This window comes from Streptomyces sp. Tu6071, assembly GCF_000213055.1.
GTDB lineage: Bacteria > Actinomycetota > Actinomycetes > Streptomycetales > Streptomycetaceae > Streptomyces > Streptomyces evansiae.
Map to the genome: position 1 here is coordinate 6,535,842 of NZ_CM001165.1, position 19,432 is coordinate 6,555,273.

The following is a 19,432-nucleotide window of genomic DNA, read 5'->3' on the forward strand; positions in this document are numbered from 1 at the left end:
TGTTTCCCTGCGTGTTCCTCCCGCCCGCCGCTCCGGCCCGACCGACCGTCAAAGGCCGCTGCGGGGAGCATTAATCTCAACGCGGGACACGAGGGTGTTACTTCTCGCACAAACCCGGCGGGGCCGCGCACATCCCCGCGTCTGGCCCGGGACCGACAGCTCTGGAGAAATACGCGCATGAACCGCAAGACTTGGGTGCTGCCCGTCGCCATCGGCGTGCTCGCCCCCGTGCTCGCCGGCTGCGGCGACTCGGGCAGTGGCGACGGCGGTGGCAAGCCCATCGTGGTCGGCACCACCGACGCGTACGAGAAGAGCGCCGAGGCGCCCGCGCCGCTCGACCCGGCCTACGCCTACGACAGCGCCCTGTGGAACGTGCTGCGCCAGACGGTCCAGTCGCTCGTCCGCATCCCCAAGGGCGGCGGCCAGCCGCAGCCCGACGCGGCCAAGTCCTGCAAGTGGGTCGGCTCCGGCGGCACCGTCTACACGTGCGAGATGCGCGACGGGCTCCAGTTCCCCGACGGCACCGGGATCACGTCGAAGGACGTGAAGTACTCGATCCAGCGCGTCCTCGACATCAAGGACCCCAACGGGGCCGTGGGTCTGCTCTCCGGCATCAAGACGATGGACACGCCGGACGAGAAGCACATCACCTTCCACCTCAGCAGCCCCGACGCGACGCTTCCGTACAAGCTCGCCACGCCCGTCGCGGGCATCGTGCAGAAGAAGTTCTACCCGCCGAAGTCGCTGCGCAAGGGCTACGTCCTCGACGGTTCGGGCCCCTACACGCTGAAGGCCGAGACCAACAGCAAGGCCATGACGAAGGTGCAGTTCACCAAGAACCCGAAGTACAAGGGCTCGCTGACGGTGAAGAACAACCGCGTCGACCTCGTCTCCTACGCCGGAGCCCCCGCGCTCGGCGACGCCCTGGAGGCCGGGAAGATCGACGTCATGACCGGGAAGTTCGACCCGTCCCAGGTCGAGACCCTGCTCGACAACCCGCCCGAGCACATCCAGTTCATGGAGATGCCGGGCCTTGAGACGCACTACATCATCTTCGACACCAGCAACGCGGCCACCTCCAAGCCGGTCCGGCAGGCCGTCGCCCAGCTCGTCGACCGCGGCGAGATAGCCAGCAAGGTGTACTCCCCGGTCGCCGAGCCGCTGTACTCGCTCGTCCCGGCCGCCATCTCGGGGCACACCAACTCCTTCTTCAACCGCTACGGCAACCCGAACGTCGCGAAGGCGAAGACCATCCTGGAGAAGGCCGGGATCACCACCCCGGTCAAGTTCGACATGTACTACTCCAAGGAGCACTACGGGCCCGCCAAGGAGAAGGAGTACAAGCTCATCCAGAAGCAGCTCAACGACAGCGGGCTCTTCGACGTGTCGCTCAAGGACGTCGCCGACTGGACGAAGTACCGCAAGGACGGGATGGACGGCAAGTACCCCGCCTACACGATGGCGTGGGCGCCCGACTTCCCCGACGCGGACAACTACATCGCCCCGTTTCTCGACGCGGACAACTTCCTCAACTCGCCGTACAACAGCAAGGAGATCCGCAAGACCCTGATCCCCGCCGAGCGGCGCGGCTCGGACCGCGGCGAGGCGACCCCGGACCTGGAGAAGATCCAGGACATCGTCGCCGACGACGTGCCCGTCGTCCCGATGTGGCAGGGCAAGCAGTACATCGGTGCCCGCGACGACATCACCGGCGTCGAGTGGTCGCTCAGCACCTCCACCGACCTCCAGCTCTGGGAGCTGGCGCGCGGCGTGGGCGACTGACCGGCCTCCGCGAGCGGCCACCCCGCGGGCCCGGCTCCCGGCTGACGGTCTTCGCACGGGTCAACTCCCGTTCGGCATATGCCAGATGACTGTACCGGTGGGTAACTCCGTGTCCACCCTGCGGACTTCACACCCCGCACCGCTGTGATCTTTTTCACCGCCCCCGCTGTCGACAACGGGCGGCGCCTGTGCAGGCGCCGCCCGTTCGGCATGTCCGGGGGCGCCCATGTGTCCCGGTTCATCGACAGGTGCGCGAAAATCTTCCCCCGCGGCGCCCGTCACTCCCGGCGACCCCGGCTGCGCTGCGTGATCGCCCGCCGCCCCCTCTTCCCGGAGCCTCCGCCGAGCGCGCACTAGTGTCGTCGCGAGCACCACGGCGTTACATCTTCCGCAGCTCCTGGCGCCACCTCCCCGCACGTCCGCACGCCCGGCATGTCCGGTGATTCCGTATGCCCGTACGTCGCGCACGTCCGCCGTCACCAGGGGCCGACAGCTCTGGAGAACGACCAGCATGAACCGCAAGACTTGGGTGCTGCCGTCCCTCATCGGCCTGCTCGCGCCCGTGCTCGCCGGCTGCGGCGGGCTGACGGGCTCGGACGACAAGGACAAGCCGATCGTCGTAGGCACCTCCGACGTCTTCTCCGTCAGCAAGGACATTCCCGCCCCCCTCGACCCGGCGTACTCCTACGACATCTCCTCCTGGAACCTGCTGCGGCAGACGGTCGAGCCCCTCATGCGCATCCCGCGCGGTGGTGGCGCGCCGACCCCCGAGGCCGCCCAGGAGTGCTCCTTCACCGACGCCGGGCAGCAGCGCTACGTCTGCAAGCTGCGCTCGGGCCTGCAGTTCTCCAACGGGCGCCCCATCACGTCGAAGACCTTCAAGTACTCGATCGAGCGCGTCGTCCGCATCAGCGCCGACTCGGGCGTCAAGTCCCTGCTCACCAACATCGACACCATCCAGACGCCGAGCGACCACGAGATCGTCTTCCTGCTCAAGACGCCGGACGCCACCTTCCCGTACAAGCTCTCCACGCCGACGGCGGGGGCTGTCGACCCGGAGCTGTACCCGAAGGACAAGCTCCGCCCCGGCTTCACCCTCGACGGCTCCGGCCCGTACACGGTCAAGCTGGAGACCGAGGGCAGCACCATGACCAACGCCGCCTTCACGCGCAATCCGAAGTACAAGGGCAGCATCAAGGTCGAGAACGACCGCATCGACCTGCGCCCCTACAAGGACGGCAAGGGCCTCGGCGCCGCCGTCGCGGACGGCCAGATCGACATGGTCGTCAAGGGACTGACGACCGGTGAGTCCGAGAAGTGGCTCGCGGACCCGCCCGAGCACGTCGGGGTCACCGAACTGCCCGCGCTGGAGATCCGCTACCTCGCCTTCGACACCGACGACCCGCTGGTCACCAAGCCCGTCCGGCAGGCGATGGCCCACCTCATCGACCGCGGCCAGATCGCCTCGGAGGTCTACGGCACCTCCGCCGAACCGCTCTACTCGCTCGTGCCCCAGGGCGTCGCCGGGCACAGCAACTCCTTCTTCAACGTCTACGGCGAACCGAGCGTGTCCAAGGCGCGCAAGGTGCTGAGCGACGCCGGTGTCACGACCCCGGTCAAGCTCACCCTCAACTACGCGACGGACCACTACGGAGCGCGCACCAAGGGCGAGTTCGAGGTCCTCAAGAAGCAGCTCAACGCCTCGGGCCTCTTCGACGTGGACATCAAGGGCCGTCCCTGGATCGTCCACAAGCCCGAGGAGCAGAAGGGCAAGTACGAGGTCTACGGGATGGGCTGGTTCCCCGACTTCCCCGACCCCGACAGCTTCATCGCCCCCTTCCTCGACAAGCCGAACTTCCTCAACTCCCCTTACGACAACAAGCGGATACGCAAGGAACTCATCCCCGACTCGCGCCGCGCCGCCGACCGCCTCTCCACCGCCAACGGCAGCCTCCAGAAGATCCAGGACCTCGTCGCCGAGGACGTCCCCTTCCTGCCCCTGTGGCAGGGCAAGCAGTACGTCGCCGCGCGCGACGACATCACCGGCGTCGAATGGAGCCTCAGCGCCTCCTCGATCCTCCAGCTCTGGGAACTCGACCGCGGCGTGGGCAGCTGAGCCACCGCGCACACGGACGGCGGCCCGCCCCGGACACCGGGGCGGGCCGCCGTACGCGCGAGGTCCCGCGTCGTACCCGAGAGGTCACTGCCCGCCCGGCCGCACCAGCCCGCTCTCGTACGCGAACACCGCCGCCTGCACCCGGTCCCGCAGGCCCAGCTTCGTGAGCACGTGCCCCACGTGCGTCTTCACGGTCGTCTCGCTCACGAACAGGTCCGCCGCGATCTCCGCGTTCGACAGGCCCCGCGCCACGAGCTTGAGGACCTCCACCTCCCGCTCCGTGAGCGTCTGGAGGGTGCTCGGCGGCTGCTCCTCGCCGGAGGGCAGGTGCCCCGCGTACTTGTCGAGCAGCCGCCGCGTCACGCTCGGCGCGAGCATCGCCTCGCCGCTCGCCACCACCCGGATCGCCTGCACCAGCTCGTGCGCGGGCGCGTCCTTGAGCAGGAAGCCGCTGGCCCCCGCCCGCAGCGCCTCCACGACGTACTCGTCGAGGTCGAAGGTCGTCAGCACCAGCACCTTGACCGGGCCGTCCCGCTCCGGCCCCGTGATCTGCCGCGTCGCCTCGACGCCGTCCATCCGGGGCATGCGGATGTCCATGAGCACCACGTCCGGCTGGAGTGCCCGCACCTGGTCGAGCGCCTGCACCCCGTCCCCGGCCTCGCCCACCACCGCCACATCGGGCTCGGCCTCCAGGATCATCCGGAAGCCGGTGCGCAGCAGCGGCTGGTCGTCCACCAGGAGGACACGGATCGCCACGGGAAGTCTCCTTCGTTAGCCCCGGGCCATTGTGCCCTGCGGCCGGAAGCGGTACGGGGCCGGTACGGGATCAGGCCCCGGCGCCCGGCGCGGGCGCCTCCCCGGCCGCGCGGACCGGCAGCGGGTACGGCGGGGGAGTGCCGCCGAACTCCGGGCACACCGCGCGGTGGTCGCACCAGCCGCACAGCTTCGAGGGGCGCGGACGCCAGTCCCCGCTCGCCGTCGCCTCCTCGATCGCCTGCCACAGCGCGTGCAGCTTCCGCTCGACGCGCTCCAGGTCCCCGGGGACCGGGTCGTACGTGAGCACGTCGCCGCTGCCGAGGTAGACGAGCTGGAGCCGCCGCGGCACGACGCCCTTCAGGCGCCACACCACGAGCGCGTAGAACTTCATCTGGAAGAGCGCGCCCTCCGCGTACTGCGGGCGCGGTGCCTTGCCTGTCTTGTAGTCGACGATGCGGACGTCCCCGGTCCCCGGCGCGATGTCGACGCGGTCGATGATCCCGCGCAGGCGCAGGCCGGAGTCGAGCGAGGTCTCCACGAACATCTCGCGCTCGGCGGGCTCCAGGCGGGTGGGGTCCTCCAGCGTGAACCACCGCTCGACGAGCCGCTCGGCCGAGGCGAGCCAGCGCGCGAGCCGCTCCCCGGCCGTGCCCTCCGCGCCGTCCCCGTCCCCGTCCGCCGCGGCCACCGCGGTGAACAACGCGTCGAGTTCAGGGCGCGCCGCGCGCAGCTTCTCCCACTGCCCCGGGAGCAGGGCCGTGGCCCGCTCCGCCGTGCGCTCGGCGGCCGGGGCGTCGAAGAGCCGCTCCAGGACCGCGTGCACGAGCGTGCCCCGCGTCGCCGCCTCGCTCGGCTTCTCGGGCAGCCGGTCGATGACACGGAAGCGGTAGAGCAGCGGGCACTGCATGAAGTCGCTCGCGCGCGAGGGCGAGAGCGAGGAAGGGGGAGCGGGCGGCCTCGGCGCCGGTACGGGCACGGCCGCCGGTGGTACGGAAACGGGGGCCCCCGTCGCCACGGAACCAGGGGCCTCCGCCGGTACGGAAACGGGCGCCGCCGAACCGGGCGACACGCCCTCCTCCGCCGGGACCGCCCCCGTGACCCCGCTCCCGCCGTCGCCCGTCCCCCGGGCCTCCGGCACCGACGCCTGAACCGCGCTGCTCTCCATGACCCCCGACCCTACGGCCCCGTACCGACATCCCGCCGCATACCATCGACCCAGCCAAGGCACCGACGAGGGGAACGTTTCACCGTGGACGAACGCGGCGAGAACGGGCAAGCGCCCACCGGGGGTCCCGGCGGTCGCCCGCCCGCCCCGCACGGGCCGCCCCGCAAACGTCCCGCGCGCGAGCCGGGGGAACCGGGCAACGGCTTCCTCGTGGGGCGCCCCTTCGGCGTACCGGTGTACGTCGCGCCGAGCTGGTTCCTCGTCGCCGCGCTCATCACCTGGGTCTTCGGCGGCCAGCTCGACCGCGTCCTGCCCGAACTCGGCGCCGTCCGCTACCTCGTCTCGCTCTTCTTCGCCCTCGCGTTCTACGCCTCCGTCCTCGTCCACGAACTCGCCCACACCGTCGCTGCCCTCCGCTTCGGCCTGCCCGTGCGCCGCATCCAGCTCCAGTTCTTCGGCGGCGTCTCGGAGATCGAGAAGGAGAGCGAACGCCCCGGACGCGAATTCGTCCTCGCCTTCGTCGGCCCGCTCCTCTCCCTCGTCCTCGCCGCCGTCTTCTACGGCCTCCTGTACGCGGTCGAGCCGGGCACCGTCCCCGGCGTGCTCGTCGCCGGGCTGATGATCTCCAACCTCATCGTCGCCGTCTTCAACCTGCTCCCCGGGCTGCCGCTCGACGGCGGCCGGATGCTGCGCGCGGTCGTCTGGAAGTGCACGGGCAGCGCGATGAAGGGCAGCGTCGCCGCCGCCTGGGCCGGGCGCGGACTCGCCGTCGCCGTCCTGATCGGGCTCCCGCTGCTCACCCAGTCGGACCTCCTCGGCGACGCCCCCGAGACCGTGAGCGCCACCGACACCGTCTTCGACGCGCTGCTCGCCGCGATCCTCGCCGCCATCATCTGGACCGGCGCGGGCAACGGCCTGCGCATGGCCCGGCTCCGCGAGCACCTGCCCGCGCTGCGCGTGCGCACCCTCACCCGCCGCGCCATCCCCGTCGAGGGCACGACCCCGCTCTCCGAGGCGCTGCGCCGCGCCAACGAGGCGGGCGCCCGCGCGCTCGTCGTCGTCGACGGGTACGGCACACCGCAGGCCCTCGTCCGCGAGAGCGGCATCGTCGCCGTGCCCGAGCACCGCCGCCCCTGGGTCGCCGTCTCGACCCTCGCCCAGGACCTCACCGACGACCTGCGCGTCTCCGCCGAACTCGGCGGCGAGGAACTGCTGGAGCGGCTGCGCGCCCACCCGGCCAGCGAGTACCTCGTCGTCGAGGAGACCGGCGAGATCTACGGGGTCCTCTCCGCCGCCGACGTCGACCGCGCCTTCGTACGGGCCATGGCGCGGCCCTGAGCCCCCGAAGGGGCCGGTCGGGTGGACCCGCGGGGGCCGGTAGGCTTGCGCCCATGTCCGAACCGACCGGTGCCGCCCGCCGACGCGGGCCCTTCAAGGTCGGGGATCAGGTACAGCTCACCGACCCCAAGGGCCGCCACTACACCTTCACGCTCGAAGCCGGGAAGAACTTCCACACCCACAAGGGTTCCTTCCCGCACGACGAGCTGATCGGCTCCCCCGAAGGCAGCGTGGTCCGCACCACGGGGAACGTCGCCTATCTCGCGCTGCGCCCCCTGCTCCCCGACTTCGTCCTGTCCATGCCCCGCGGGGCTGCCGTCGTCTATCCCAAGGACGCCGGGCAGATCATCGCCTTCGCCGACATCTTCCCCGGCGCGCGCGTCGTCGAGGCGGGCGTGGGCTCGGGCTCGCTGAGCGCCTTCCTGCTGCGCGCCATCGGCGACCACGGGATGCTGCACAGCTACGAGCGGCGTGCCGACTTCGCGGAGATCGCGCAGGGCAACGTGGAGCGCTACTTCGGCGGCCCGCACCCCGCCTGGGAACTCACCGTCGGGGACCTCCAGGACCACCTGAGCGACACCGAGGTCGACCGCGTCGTCCTCGACATGCTCGCGCCCTGGGAGTGCCTGGAGGCCGTCTCCAAGGCGCTCGTGCCCGGCGGCATCCTGTGCTGCTACGTGGCGACGACGACGCAGCTCTCGCGCACCGTCGAGACGATCCGCGAACACGGCTGCTTCGCCGAGCCGCAGCCGTGGGAGTCGATGATCCGCAACTGGCACGTCGAGGGCCTCGCGGTCCGCCCCGACCACCGCATGATCGGCCACACCGGCTTCCTCGTCACCGCCCGCCGCCTCGCCGACGGCGTCGAACCCCCCATGCGCCGCCGCCGCCCCGCGAAGGGCGCCTACGGAGACGACTACGAGGGTCCGGGCAGCGGCAGCCGCTGACCCCTTTCGCTCCACCCCCCCGCAGGAAGGGCTTCCTCCTCCTGCGGGGGCAGGGGGCAAGGGGCAGGGGGCAGGCGGGCGGAGCCCCCGAGGGCGCCCCCGCGCGAGGAAGGGCGCCCCGCGCGAGCGGCGGGCGCACGGCGGGGCCACCCCCGCCCTGTCCCACCCCTGTGAGGTATGGCACGATGCCGACCACCCCACCGGCACGCGCCCACAGCGGGAGACACACCCTCGTGCAGCACTCCGTCAAACCGGAACTCGCCCACACCCGCACCACCCCTCTGCACTGGCTCGCCGTCGCCGCGGCGCTCTGCGCGGTGATCTCCCTCTCCTCGGTGTTCCAGCCCGGCGAGGCCGACGCCACCACGCACCACGCGCCCGCCGCCGCGCCCTCGGCCCACGCGCCGGCCCGCCCGGTGCCCGCACCGGACGCCGCGCTCGCCACGTACCCGCTCACCTGCCCCGCCCCGCCCGGCGAGAAGGCGGAGCCGCCGACGCTCGCCTCCCACGTCGCGGGCGACCTCGACGGGGACGGCAGCCCCGAGACCGTCGCGCTCGTCCACTGCGCGGCCGGCTCCGGCAATCCGCCCGAGGGCCTCTACGTCCTCACCCGGACGGCGGCGAAGAAGAAGCCCCGCGTCGTCGCGACCCTCCTCGACCCCACCGAGCAGCGCACCGTCAAGGGCCTCACGATCCACCGCGGCGAGGTGCGCGCGAGCCTCCTCGGCTACTCCAGCCTGGACGTCCCGCGCTGCTGCCCCGACGTCCACCAGTCCACGGCCTGGGCCTGGCACGGGAACCGCTTCACCCGCGGCAGCCCCGGCGCCGCCGCGGGCGACGGCCTCGCCTGAACCCGCGTCAGCCCGTCCCGGCATGCGGCCCGCTCCGCCGCGGGTGACGATGGGCCCCGTCCGTCGTCGTCCCGGTCAGGAGCCCCGCCATGTCCCCTCCGCGCGTACTGGTGATCGGCGCGGGCTTCGCAGGGGTCGAGTGTCTGCACCGGCTGGAGCGGACGCTCCGCCCGGAGGAAGCGGAACTCGTCCTCGTCTCGCCCGAGGACTACCAGCTGTACCTCCCGCTGCTCCCGCACGTCGCCGCGGGCCTGCTCACGCCCCAGTCCATCGCGGTGTCGCTCCGCCGCCGCCTGCGCCGCACCCGGTACGCCCCGGGCATCGCCGTCGGCGTCGACCACGAGCGGCGGCACGTCACCGTACGCACCCCCGAGGGACACGAGCGCGCGCTGCGCTACGACATCCTGCTCCTCGCCGCCGGCAGCACGACGCGCCTCCTCGGCATCCCGGGGGTGCGTGAACACGCCCTCGGCATGAAGACCCTCGCCCAGGCCGCCTACCTGCGTGACCACGTCATCGGCCAGCTCGACGCCGCCGCGGTCGCCACCGATCCCGCCGAACGCGCCGAACGCCTGCGCTTCCTCGTCGTCGGCGGCGGCTACGCGGGCACCGAGACCGCCGCCTCGCTCCAGCTCCTCACCAGCGCCGCCGTGCGCCGCTTCCCGCGCCTCGACCCGGCCGAGCTGAGCTGGCACCTCGTCGACATCGCCCCGCGCCTGCTCCCCGAGATCGGCGAGCGCCTCGGCGACGACGCCCTGCGCGCTCTCCGTGCGCGCGGCATCGAGATCTCGCTCGGCACGAGCGTCGCCCGGCTCACCCCGCGCTCCGTCGAGCTGACGGACGGCCGGGTCCTGCCCACCCGCACGCTCGTGTGGACGGCCGGGGTCGCGGCGAGCCCGCTCATGACGACCGTCGAGACGGAACTGGCGCGCGGTCGGCTCGTGACGACGGCCGAGATGGCCGTGCCCGGCGCACAGGGGGTCTTCGCCGTCGGGGACGCCGCCGCCGTGCCCGACCTCGCCAAGGGCGGCGACGCGGTCACCCCGCCCACGGCCCAGCACTCGCAGCGGCAGGGCAAGGCGGTCGCGTACAACATCGCGGCCCGGCTGCGCGGCACAGCGCCCCGCCCCTACTACCACCGCGACCTCGGCCTCGTAGTGGACCTGGGCGACAAGTACGCGGTCTCCCGGCCGCTCGGCATCGGGCTCACGGGGCTGCCCGCCCAGGCGGTGGCGCGCGGCTACCACCTCGCGGCGCTCCCGACCCTGACCGCCCGCGCCCGCGTCCTCGTCAACTGGACGCTCAAGGCGGCCACCGGGGACGACTTCGTCAGCACCGGCTTCCAGCGCGGCCGTCCCGCGACCCTCCCGCAGTTCGAGCACGCGGAGCTGTACGGGGGCGGGGGAGCAAACGCCGCGCCCCCGGAGCCGGGCGCCGCGCCCCCGGAGCCGGAGTGAGGCCGGCCCCGTACGTCCGCGGACGCGCCGCGCACGGCCGCCCGGGGGAACTCAGCCCGCGTCCGCCTCCGGCCCGTAGACCTCCACGCGGTCCGTCACCCGGCGGACGTGGATGCACTCGCCGGGGCACTCCTTGGCCGAGTCCGCGACGTCCCGGAGCAGCGGCAGCGGGACACGCGTGGTCGCGCCGGGGGCCTGGAGGAGTTCGTCGTCGCCGCTCTTGACGTACGCGAGCCCGTCGATGTCCAGCTCGAAGACCTCGGGCGCGTACTGCGCGCAGATGCCGTCGCCCGTGCACAGGTCCTGGTCGATCCAGACCTCCAGCGGTTCGTCCTCCCGCGCCGCGAGCCCGGACTCCTGCTGTGCGGTCATGTTTCCTGCCGTTTCCTCTGCGTGAAGCCCGCCACCGTCAAGGGGCGTTGAACACCTCGACGATACAACCGGGCCGCTTCATCGGGGGATGGGTGGGTATTCCCCTCGGGAGAGGGAGAGCGCAAGGGTGAACATCGGACACGCCCCACCGTCTTTTTGATCTAGGGGTTTCAACCGGCACCCGCCCAGGTAGGGTCTGGAAGCGTCCAGCTCCCTTTGGAGGAGGTGAGGACCGTGGCAGCCCACGACGACGACATGAACCGCGGCATCCGCCCGGGCCGGGGGTCCGAGGACCCGCTCGCCCAGGTCGCCCAGCTTGAGCAGGAGATCGCCGTCCTGCGGCGCAAGCTCGCCGACTCACCGCGTCACACAAGGATTCTTGAGGACCGGATCGTCGAGCTTCAGACCAACCTGGCCGGGGTGTCCGCGCAGAACGAACGACTGGCGAACACCCTCCGCGAGGCCCGCGACCAGATCGTGGCCCTCAAGGAGGAAGTGGATCGCCTTGCCCAGCCCCCAGCGGGCTTCGGAGTCTTCCTCGCGGCGAACGAGGACGGCACCGTCGACATCTTCACCGGCGGGCGCAAGCTCCGGGTGAACGTCAGCCCCGAGATCGAGACCGACACCTTGCAGCGTGGCCAGGAGGTCATGCTCAACGAAGCGCTCAACGTGGTCGAGGCCATGGAGTTCGAGCGCGCGGGCGACATCGTCACCCTCAAGGAGATCCTGGAGGACGGCGAACGCGCGCTCGTGGTGGGGCACACCGACGAGGAGCGCGTGGTGCGCCTCGCCGAGCCCCTCATGGGCGTCACCATCAGGGCCGGCGACGCCCTGCTCCTCGACTCCCGTTCCGGGTACGTCTTCGAGGTCGTGCCCAAGAGCGAGGTCGAGGAACTGGTCCTCGAAGAGGTCCCGGACATCGGCTACGAGCAGATCGGCGGTCTGGGCAACCAGATCGAGCTGATCCGCGACGCCGTCGAGCTCCCGTACCTCTACCCGGACCTCTTCAAGGAGCACGAGCTCCGGCCGCCGAAGGGTGTGCTGCTCTACGGCCCGCCCGGCTGCGGCAAGACGCTCATCGCCAAGGCCGTCGCCAACTCGCTCGCCAAGAAGGTGGCCGAGGTCACCGGACAGGCGGCGGGCAAGAGCTACTTCCTGAACATCAAGGGCCCCGAGCTGCTCAACAAGTACGTCGGCGAGACCGAGCGGCACATCCGCCTGGTCTTCCAGCGGGCCCGGGAGAAGGCGAGCGAGGGCACCCCCGTCATCGTCTTCTTCGACGAGATGGAATCCCTCTTCCGCACCCGGGGTTCCGGCGTCAGCTCGGACGTGGAGAACACCATCGTCCCCCAGCTGCTCGCCGAGATCGACGGCGTGGAGGGCCTGGAGAACGTCATCGTCATCGGGGCGTCGAACCGCGAGGACATGATCGACCCCGCGATCCTGCGCCCCGGCCGGCTCGACGTCAAGATCAAGATCGAGCGTCCGGACGCCGAGGCGGCCAAGGACATCTTCGCGAAGTACCTCACCGACCGGCTCCCGCTGCACACCGACGACCTCGCCGAGCACACGGGCGACCGCGCGGAGACCGTCCACGGCATGATCCAGTCCGTGGTCGAGCAGATGTACGCCGAATCGGACGAGAACCGCTTCCTCGAAGTGACCTACGCCAACGGTGACAAGGAAGTCCTGTACTTCAAGGACTTCAACTCCGGCGCCATGATCGAGAACATCGTCGGCCGCGCCAAGAAGATGGCCATCAAGGCCTTCCTCGAACAGAACCAGAAGGGCCTTCGCGTCTCCCACCTCCTCCAGGCATGCGTGGACGAGTTCAAGGAGAACGAGGACCTGCCCAACACCACCAACCCGGACGACTGGGCCCGTATCTCCGGCAAGAAGGGGGAACGGATCGTCTACATCCGCACCCTCGTCACCGGGAAGCAGGGCGCCGACACCGGTCGCTCCATCGACACGGTGGCGAACACCGGTCAGTACCTGTAGGGATTCATACGCAGGAGGCCGCGGTCGCTCCCCGGAGCCCCGCGGCCTCCCGCGTTGGCGACGGCAGCGGACGGCCCGCCCGGGCCGGCCGGTACGAGGAAGACGCGCCGGGCCGCAGGAAGCAAGGAATACCCCCACCAGCGACGCACAAGCGTTCTAGGCTCAGCGACATCACCGGGCGGCGCGGCGCGGGGACGGGGACCGGGCGCGCGCCCGAGCGCGCACGGTACTGGAGCGCGGCTCCCGCGGGGGAGCGGCGCCGGGCAAGGAGGGCCGCATGACCGTACGGCGAGTAATGGGCATCGAGACGGAGTACGGGATCTCCGTGCCCGGTCACCCGAACGCCAATGCCATGCTCACCTCGTCCCAGATCGTCAACGCCTACGCGGCGGCGATGCACCGGGCCAGGCGGGCACGCTGGGACTTCGAGGAGGAGAACCCGCTGCGCGACGCGCGCGGCTTCGACCTCGCCCGCGAGTCGGCCGACTCCACCCAGCTCACCGACGAGGACATCGGCCTCGCCAACGTCATCCTCACCAACGGCGCCCGGCTCTACGTGGACCACGCCCACCCCGAGTACAGCTCCCCGGAGATCACCGGGCCGCGGGACGCGGTGCTGTGGGACAAGGCGGGGGAGCGGATCATGGCCGAGGCCGCCGAGCGCGCGGCGGCCGTGCCGAACACGCACCCCATCCACCTCTACAAGAACAACACCGACAACAAGGGCGCCTCCTACGGCACCCACGAGAACTACCTGATGTCCCGGGCGACCCCCTTCGGCGACATCGTCCGGCACCTCACGCCCTTCTTCGTCTCGCGCCAGGTCGTCACGGGCGCGGGCCGGGTCGGGATCGGGCAGGACGGCCGCGAGCACGGCTTCCAGCTCAGCCAGCGCGCCGACTACTTCGAGGTCGAGGTGGGCCTGGAGACGACGCTCAAGCGGCCGATCATCAACACCCGCGACGAGCCGCACTCGGACGCCGAGAAGTACCGCAGGCTGCACGTCATCATCGGCGACGCGAACCTCTCGGAGATCTCCACCTACCTCAAGCTCGGCACCACCTCGCTCGTCCTCGCGATGATCGAGGACGGCTTCATCGCCGTCGACCTCGCCGTGGACCAGCCGGTCCGCACCCTGCACCAGGTCTCGCACGACCCCTCGCTCCAGCAGCTCGTGAAGCTGCGCGACGGCCGCAGCCTCACCGCCGTGCAACTCCAGATGGAGTACTGCGCCCTCGCCCGCAAATACGTGGACGAGCGGTACGGGAGCGACGCGGACGAGGAGACCACCGACATCCTCGCCCGCTGGGAGGACACCCTCGACCGCCTGGAGCGGGACCCCTCCAGCCTCTCCAAGGAGCTGGACTGGGTCGCCAAGCGCGAGCTGATGGAGGGCTACCGGCGCCGCGACGGCCTCGACTGGGACGCCGCGAGGCTCCACCTCGTCGACCTCCAGTACGCCGACGTACGGCCCGACAAGGGCCTGTACAACCGGCTCGTCGCCCGCGGCAGCATGAAAAGGCTGCTGAGCGAGGAGGAGGTGTCCCGGGCGGTCTTCGACCCGCCGGAGGACACGAGGGCCTATTTCCGCGGGCGCTGCCTGGCACAGTACGCGGACGAGGTCGCCGCCGCCTCCTGGGACTCGGTGATCTTCGATCTGCCCGATCGCGACTCCTTGCAGCGGGTCGCGACCCTGGAGCCCTTGCGCGGTACACGTACCCACGTGAAGGATCTTCTCGACCGCTGCCGCACGGCCGAAGAGCTGGTCAGGGCCCTGACCGGACCCTGAGCGGCGCCAATCCGTGACCTCGTGGGGGCCTGAAAAGGTCCCCACGAGGGAAACATCAGGGCAGGCAGCGCGTTGAGCAATCACAGGGCCGGATCGCGGCCCTGCTTGTAGGGTCGGAGAGAACCGATCTTGGGGCCGGGACAGAACCGGTCACCGGCACACCACAGCACATCCAGCGGGGCACACCGAGCGGGGTGAGGTAGATGGCGACCAAGGACACCGGCGGCGGACAGCAGAAGGCGACGCGGTCCACCGAGGAGACCGAGGAACAGACCCAGGACGCACAGGACTCCTCGGATCTCAAGGAGCGCCAGGAGAAGCTGAGCGACGACGTGGACTCCGTCCTGGACGAGATCGACGACGTCCTGGAGGAGAACGCGGAGGACTTCGTGCGCAGCTTCGTCCAGAAGGGCGGGGAGTAGCGCACCCCCGTGGGGTCACGACCCCACGAGTGAACGTACGGACGCGGGACGTCCCGGGAGACCCCGGGGCGTCCCGCGCCGTGCTTTCCGCTCGGCCCCTCCCGTGCCGCACCGTCAAGACGCAGGTCAGCGGCCCGCGCATCCGTGTGGCACGGGTTTGCCACTGTGGGTGGTTCCGCCCGCTGTGGCGGGTAGGGTCCGAGGCGTACGTACCGTCATCAACCGCTACCGGGCCCGTCGGCGCGGATGAGCGCCCCCGTGGCGCCGCGACCGGACCACCGCCCGACCGGAGGGAAACATGGGAGCACACACGCGTCACACCGGGCGTCTGCCCGCCGCCTTCCTGACACCCGGTTCCTCCTCGTTCCTGGACTTCCTGTCCGAGCATCAGCCCGAACTGCTGCCCGGCAAGCGGCAGCTTCCCGTCAAGGGGGCCATCGAACTGCCGCACGGGACCACGATCCTGGCCCTCGCCTTCGACGGCGGCGTGATCCTCGCGGGCGACCGCAGGGCCACGATGGGGAACGTCATCGCCCAGCGGGACGTCGAGAAGGTCTTCCCCGCCGACGAGTACTCGGCGGTCGGGATCGCGGGCACCGCCGGGCTCGCCGTCGAGATGGTCAAGCTCTTCCAGCTGGAGCTGGAGCACTTCGAGAAGGTCGAGGGCACCACGCTCTCGCTGGAGGGCAAGGCGAACCGCCTCGCCACGATGATCCGCGGCAACCTCGGCATGGCCATGCAGGGCCTCGCCGTCGTCCCGCTCTTCGCCGGCTACGACGTCGACCGCGGCACCGGCCGCATCTTCTCGTACGACGTCGCGGGCGGTCGCTCCGAGGAGTACGGCTACGCCTCGACGGGCTCGGGCTCGGTCTTCGCCCGGGGCGCGCTCAAGAAGCTCTACCGCCCCGGCCTCGACGCGGACCAGGCGAGCATCCTCGCCATCCAGGCGCTCTACGACGCCGCCGACGACGACTCGGCGACCGGCGGCCCGGACCTCGGCCGCCGGATCTTCCCGATCATCAGCGTCATCACGGACGAGGGCTACCGCCGCGTCTCCGAGGAGGAGACCGCCCGTATCGCCGAGGACGTGCAGCGCCGCAGGCTCGCGCAGCCGGACGGGCCGCGCGCCGAACTGCTCTGACCCCCCGGAACTCCGAAGACCTCCCCCGACCCCGACAGAAAGCGACGGTCAGCCGGTGTCCACGCCGTTCTACGTCTCACCCCAGCAGGCGATGGCCGACCGGGCGGAGTACGCCCGCAAGGGCATCGCCCGAGGCCGCAGCCTCGTCGTGCTCCAGTACGCCGACGGCATTGTCTTCGTCGGCGAGAACCCCTCCAGGGCCCTCCACAAGTTCAGCGAGATCTACGACCGCATCGCCTTCGCCGCGGCCGGCAAGTACAACGAGTACGAGAACCTGCGGATCGGCGGCGTCCGCTACGCCGACCTGCGCGGTTACACCTACGACCGCACCGACGTCACCGCGCGCGGACTCGCCAACGTCTACGCGCAGACGCTCGGCACCATCTTCTCCAGCGCCGCCGAGAAGCCGTACGAGGTGGAACTCGTCGTCGCCGAGGTCGGGGACACCCCCGAGGGCGACCAGATCTACCGGCTCCCGCACGACGGCTCGATCGTCGACGAACACGGCTCGGTCGCCGTCGGCGGCAACGCGGAGCAGATCAGCGGCTGGCTCGACCAGCGCCACCGCGACGGGATGACCCTCGCCGAGGCCCTCAAGCTCGCCGTCCAGGCCCTCGCCCGCGACGCCAACGGCAGCGAGCGCGCGATCCCGGCGGAGCGCCTGGAGGTCGCGGTCCTCGACCGGACGAGGGCGCAGCAGCGCAAGTTCCGCCGCATCACGGGCACCCACCTGGCCCGCCTCCTCGCGGGCGAGGCGGAGCAGGCCGACGCGGAGGACACCGAGGCCCCGGCCGCCCCGGCCGAGGACGAGGACACCGACGACAGCTGAGCCCCGGCGGGCGGCCCCGGCCGTCCGGCGGGATCACGGCCCCGTGCCCCCGGTGGGCGCGGGGCCGTCGCGCGCCCACCGGTCCCGGGGCGAGCGCGCGGCGACGGGCGACGGACGGTGAGGACCGGACGGGGGGTCAGGCGGGCGCCGGGCCCGTCGAGCCGCGGACGACGAGTTCCACGGGGAGCGGGTCCGTGCGGGGCTCGGTGCCGTCCAGGAGGGCGAGCAGGGCGGTCATGCCGCGGGCGCCGAACTCCTCGGCGGGCAGCCGCACGGTGGTCAGTTCGGGGTCGAGGGCGCGGGCGAGGGTCAGGTCGTCCATGCCCGTGACCGAGAGGTCGTCGGGCACGCGCAGGCCGAGGCCGCGTGCCGCCTTCAGGACGCCCGCCGCCATCAGGTCGTCGTCGCACACGACCGCCGTGGGCCGCCCCGGGCCGTCGAGCAGGCGCAGCGCCGCCTCGCGCGCGCCCGCGATGGACAGCGGGGCCCGCACGGTGGCGAGGTCCGCCCCCGGCAGGGCCCCGGCGAGGGCGGTGGCGCGGCTCGTGAACGTCCACGAGTCCACGCCGGCGGCGAGGTGCGCGAAGCGCCGGTGGCCGAGCGCGCGCAGGTGCGCGGCGATCTGGCGCATCCCGTCCGCGAGGGCGAGGTTGACCGTGGCGGTGCGGGCTCCCGGCAGCGGCTCCGCGTCCAGCATCACCAGCGGCAGCGTGTCCCCGCGGATCGCGGCGAGCGCCTGGGCGGCCATCGAGGAGGCGAGGACCCCGTCGAGCGCGGCGCGCGCGGAGTCGAAGGGGTCGCGCGCCGGGCCGATGCCCTCGGGCGAGGGATAGAGCACGAGCCCGGTGCCGTGCGCGGCGGCGACCCGCTGGGCCCCCGTGTACACCCCGGCGAAGAACTCGCTCGTGAGGGCGGGCACGACGAGCAGCGCGGTGCGCGTGCGCCCGAGGCGCAGGTTCCGCGCCGCCAGGTTCGGCCGGTACCCGAGCCCGTCCGCCGCCTCCCGCACCCGCTCCGCCGTGGCGGCCCCGACCCGTCCCCGCCACTTCCCGCTCAGCACGAGCGACACGGCCGCCTGCGAGACCCCGGCGGCACGGGCGACGTCACGGCTCGTGGGGCGCGGGACGGAGTCGGGCGGGGGGCTGCCTGAGGCGGGCACGGAACTCCTCGACGGCTGGACCGGTGGGCGAGGTCATGGTACGTATAGGCCGCGACGTTATACGTACAACTGAAGGGGTGGGGCGGCGATGGCGAGCGGATACCTGGGGGTGCTGCGCGCGCCGTACGCGAGCAGGCTGCTCTCCTCGACCCTCCTCGGGCGGCTGCCCAACGGGGTCGGGCACATCGCGATCGTCGTCCACGTGCGCGAGCAGGGCGGCGGCTACGCCCTCGCCGGTGCCCTCGCCGCCGTCTACGGGCTCGCCACCGCCGCCGGGCAGCCGCTCCTCGGGCGGGCCGTGGATCTGCGCGGGCAGCGCGCCGTACTGCTCCCCGCGGCCGTCCTCTCCGCGCTCGCCATGGCCGCCTTCGCTTTCACGGGGATCACGCCCCGTCCCCTCGCGTACCTCCTCGTCGGCCTCGCCGGACTCACCACCCCGCCGTTGGAGGGAGCGCTGCGCGCGCTGTGGCCGAGCGTCCTCGGCCGCGCGGACCGCGTGCACACCGCGTACGCCCTCGAAGCGGTGGCGCAGGAGGTGATGTTCACCGTGGGCCCGCTCCTCGTCACGCTCCTGGTCGCGCTCCGCTCGACGACGGCGGCGCTCCTCGTCGTCAACGTCCTCGGGGTGCTCGGCGCCCTCTCCGTCGTCCTCTCGCGGCCCTCGCGCGCCTGGCGCGGCGCCGCGCGCGAGGCGCACTGGCTGGGCGCGCTGCGCTCGCCCGGACTCCTCGCGCTGCTCGGCGCCTTCCTCTTCGTCGGCGTCGCGCTCGGCTCCATCACGGTCTCCGCGCTCGCCTACTCCGACGGGGCGGGCGGCGAGACGGCGTACGGGTGGATCATGGCCGCGCTCGGCGCCGGTGCCCTCGTCGGCGGGATCGCCTACGGCGCGCGGGTGTGGACCGGCCGGCCCGAGCCCCGCCTGCGGCTGCTCGTCGCGCTGCTCGCGCTCGGCTACCTGCCGCTGCTCCTGACCCCCGGCCGGTGGGCGATGACCGGCCTCGCCCTGCTCGCCGGGGTCTTCCTCGCCCCGGCGCTCGCCTGCGCCTTCGTCGCCGTGGACCGGCACGCCCCGCGCGGCACCGTGACGGAGGCGTTCTCCTGGCTCGTGACGACCTTCGGCGTCGGCAACGCGCTCGGCACCGCGCTCGCGGGCCCCGCGCTGGACGCGGGCGGCATCCGCGCCGGCTTCGCCGTGGCGGCGTGCGGCGGGGTGCTCGCGGCGCTCGTCCTCGTCGTCACCGCACCGGCCCTGGAGGGCCGTACGGGCGGGGCGGTCGCGCCCGAAACGACCGGGCCCTGAAGGACGG

17 protein-coding genes are annotated in these 19,432 nt (G+C 72.0%); 13 read left to right on the forward strand and 4 right to left on the reverse strand.

Annotation, left to right across the window (positions count from 1 at the left end; genetic code table 11):
• Positions 1 to 177 precede the first annotated feature (177 nt).
• Both STTU_RS27670 and STTU_RS27675 read left to right on the forward strand, forming a co-directional pair.
• Positions 178 to 1,782, forward strand: coding sequence for an ABC transporter substrate-binding protein (locus STTU_RS27670; protein WP_043256531.1), 1,605 nt, complete (start codon positions 178 to 180; stop codon positions 1,780 to 1,782).
• Between the two features lie 511 nt (positions 1,783 to 2,293).
• Entirely contained in the window at positions 2,294 to 3,898 is a 1,605-nt protein-coding gene (locus tag STTU_RS27675) for an ABC transporter substrate-binding protein (RefSeq protein WP_043256533.1), read from the forward strand.
• An 84-nt stretch (positions 3,899 to 3,982) separates the two neighbouring features.
• Here the strand turns inward: STTU_RS27675 and STTU_RS27680 are convergent, their stop codons facing one another.
• On the reverse strand, positions 3,983 to 4,654 hold the full coding sequence (locus STTU_RS27680) for a response regulator (protein ID WP_007828977.1): 672 nt from the start codon (positions 4,652 to 4,654) through the stop codon (positions 3,983 to 3,985).
• 70 nt (positions 4,655 to 4,724) lie between these two features.
• Positions 4,725 to 5,669: a RecB family exonuclease gene (locus STTU_RS27685; RefSeq protein WP_420713567.1), complete on the reverse strand. Its 945-nt coding sequence runs from the start codon at positions 5,667 to 5,669 to the stop codon at positions 4,725 to 4,727.
• Here STTU_RS27685 and STTU_RS35705 point away from each other — a divergent pair.
• From STTU_RS35705 to STTU_RS27710, 5 genes are all read left to right on the forward strand, one after another.
• Complete coding sequence (locus tag STTU_RS35705) at positions 5,560 to 5,802, forward strand: hypothetical protein (protein ID WP_043256536.1); 243 nt, start codon at positions 5,560 to 5,562, stop codon at positions 5,800 to 5,802. The genes STTU_RS27685 and STTU_RS35705 overlap by 110 nt on opposite strands.
• A gap of 101 nt (positions 5,803 to 5,903) precedes the next feature.
• Positions 5,904 to 7,157: a site-2 protease family protein gene (locus STTU_RS27695; RefSeq protein ID WP_007828983.1), complete on the forward strand. Its 1,254-nt coding sequence runs from the start codon at positions 5,904 to 5,906 to the stop codon at positions 7,155 to 7,157.
• A 53-nt stretch (positions 7,158 to 7,210) separates the two neighbouring features.
• On the forward strand, positions 7,211 to 8,104 hold the full coding sequence (locus STTU_RS27700; protein WP_007828985.1) for a tRNA (adenine-N1)-methyltransferase: 894 nt from the start codon (positions 7,211 to 7,213) through the stop codon (positions 8,102 to 8,104).
• A 233-nt stretch (positions 8,105 to 8,337) separates the two neighbouring features.
• Positions 8,338 to 8,955 (forward strand): hypothetical protein, encoded by a 618-nt coding sequence (locus STTU_RS27705; RefSeq protein WP_007828988.1) that lies wholly within the window; start codon positions 8,338 to 8,340, stop codon positions 8,953 to 8,955.
• Between the two features lie 89 nt (positions 8,956 to 9,044).
• On the forward strand, positions 9,045 to 10,412 hold the full coding sequence (locus STTU_RS27710; RefSeq protein ID WP_007828989.1) for an NAD(P)/FAD-dependent oxidoreductase: 1,368 nt from the start codon (positions 9,045 to 9,047) through the stop codon (positions 10,410 to 10,412).
• 51 nt (positions 10,413 to 10,463) lie between these two features.
• On the opposite strand, the gene STTU_RS27715 is transcribed toward STTU_RS27710, so the two are convergent.
• Entirely contained in the window at positions 10,464 to 10,784 is a 321-nt protein-coding gene (locus STTU_RS27715) for a ferredoxin (RefSeq protein WP_007828991.1), read from the reverse strand.
• 234 nt (positions 10,785 to 11,018) lie between these two features.
• Between STTU_RS27715 and arc the strand changes: the two genes are divergently transcribed.
• The 5 genes from arc to prcA all read left to right on the forward strand — a co-directional run bounded on the left by arc (position 11,019) and on the right by prcA (position 16,966).
• Positions 11,019 to 12,785, forward strand: a complete 1,767-nt coding sequence (gene arc, locus STTU_RS27720; protein ID WP_009063673.1) for a proteasome ATPase — start codon at positions 11,019 to 11,021, stop codon at positions 12,783 to 12,785.
• A 277-nt stretch (positions 12,786 to 13,062) separates the two neighbouring features.
• A complete protein-coding gene (gene dop, locus STTU_RS27725; RefSeq protein ID WP_043256538.1) occupies positions 13,063 to 14,574 on the forward strand; it encodes a depupylase/deamidase Dop in 1,512 nt (503 codons plus the stop codon).
• Between the two features lie 203 nt (positions 14,575 to 14,777).
• Positions 14,778 to 14,996 (forward strand): ubiquitin-like protein Pup, encoded by a 219-nt coding sequence (locus tag STTU_RS27730; protein ID WP_007828998.1) that lies wholly within the window; start codon positions 14,778 to 14,780, stop codon positions 14,994 to 14,996.
• A 298-nt stretch (positions 14,997 to 15,294) separates the two neighbouring features.
• Positions 15,295 to 16,137, forward strand: coding sequence for a proteasome subunit beta (gene prcB / locus STTU_RS27735; protein ID WP_007828999.1), 843 nt, complete (start codon positions 15,295 to 15,297; stop codon positions 16,135 to 16,137).
• Positions 16,138 to 16,192: 55 nt separating this feature from the next.
• Entirely contained in the window at positions 16,193 to 16,966 is a 774-nt protein-coding gene (prcA, locus tag STTU_RS27740; RefSeq protein WP_007829009.1) for a proteasome subunit alpha, read from the forward strand.
• Positions 16,967 to 17,102: 136 nt separating this feature from the next.
• Here prcA and STTU_RS27745 read toward each other — a convergent pair whose 3' ends face one another.
• Positions 17,103 to 18,125 (reverse strand): LacI family DNA-binding transcriptional regulator, encoded by a 1,023-nt coding sequence (locus tag STTU_RS27745; RefSeq protein WP_007829017.1) that lies wholly within the window; start codon positions 18,123 to 18,125, stop codon positions 17,103 to 17,105.
• Positions 18,126 to 18,213: 88 nt separating this feature from the next.
• Between STTU_RS27745 and STTU_RS27750 the strand changes: the two genes are divergently transcribed.
• On the forward strand, positions 18,214 to 19,425 hold the full coding sequence (locus STTU_RS27750; RefSeq protein ID WP_007829019.1) for an MFS transporter: 1,212 nt from the start codon (positions 18,214 to 18,216) through the stop codon (positions 19,423 to 19,425).
• Positions 19,426 to 19,432: the final 7 nt, after the last annotated feature.

Bases quoted from the DNA above. Each gene is read 5' to 3' on its own strand.
- STTU_RS27715 (WP_007828991.1), bottom strand. From the start codon at position 10,784: ATGACCGCACAGCAGGAGTCCGGGCTCGCGGCGCGGGAGGACGAACCG.
- STTU_RS27700 (WP_007828985.1), top strand. From the start codon at position 7,211: ATGTCCGAACCGACCGGTGCCGCCCGCCGACGCGGGCCCTTCAAGGTC.
- STTU_RS27730 (WP_007828998.1), top strand. From the start codon at position 14,778: ATGGCGACCAAGGACACCGGCGGCGGACAGCAGAAGGCGACGCGGTCC.
- STTU_RS27710 (WP_007828989.1), top strand. From the start codon at position 9,045: ATGTCCCCTCCGCGCGTACTGGTGATCGGCGCGGGCTTCGCAGGGGTC.
- STTU_RS27750 (WP_007829019.1), top strand. From the start codon at position 18,214: ATGGCGAGCGGATACCTGGGGGTGCTGCGCGCGCCGTACGCGAGCAGG.
- prcB (WP_007828999.1), top strand. From the start codon at position 15,295: ATGGGAGCACACACGCGTCACACCGGGCGTCTGCCCGCCGCCTTCCTG.
- STTU_RS27675 (WP_043256533.1), top strand. From the start codon at position 2,294: ATGAACCGCAAGACTTGGGTGCTGCCGTCCCTCATCGGCCTGCTCGCG.
- STTU_RS35705 (WP_043256536.1), top strand. From the start codon at position 5,560: ATGAAGTCGCTCGCGCGCGAGGGCGAGAGCGAGGAAGGGGGAGCGGGC.
- STTU_RS27670 (WP_043256531.1), top strand. From the start codon at position 178: ATGAACCGCAAGACTTGGGTGCTGCCCGTCGCCATCGGCGTGCTCGCC.
- dop (WP_043256538.1), top strand. From the start codon at position 13,063: ATGACCGTACGGCGAGTAATGGGCATCGAGACGGAGTACGGGATCTCC.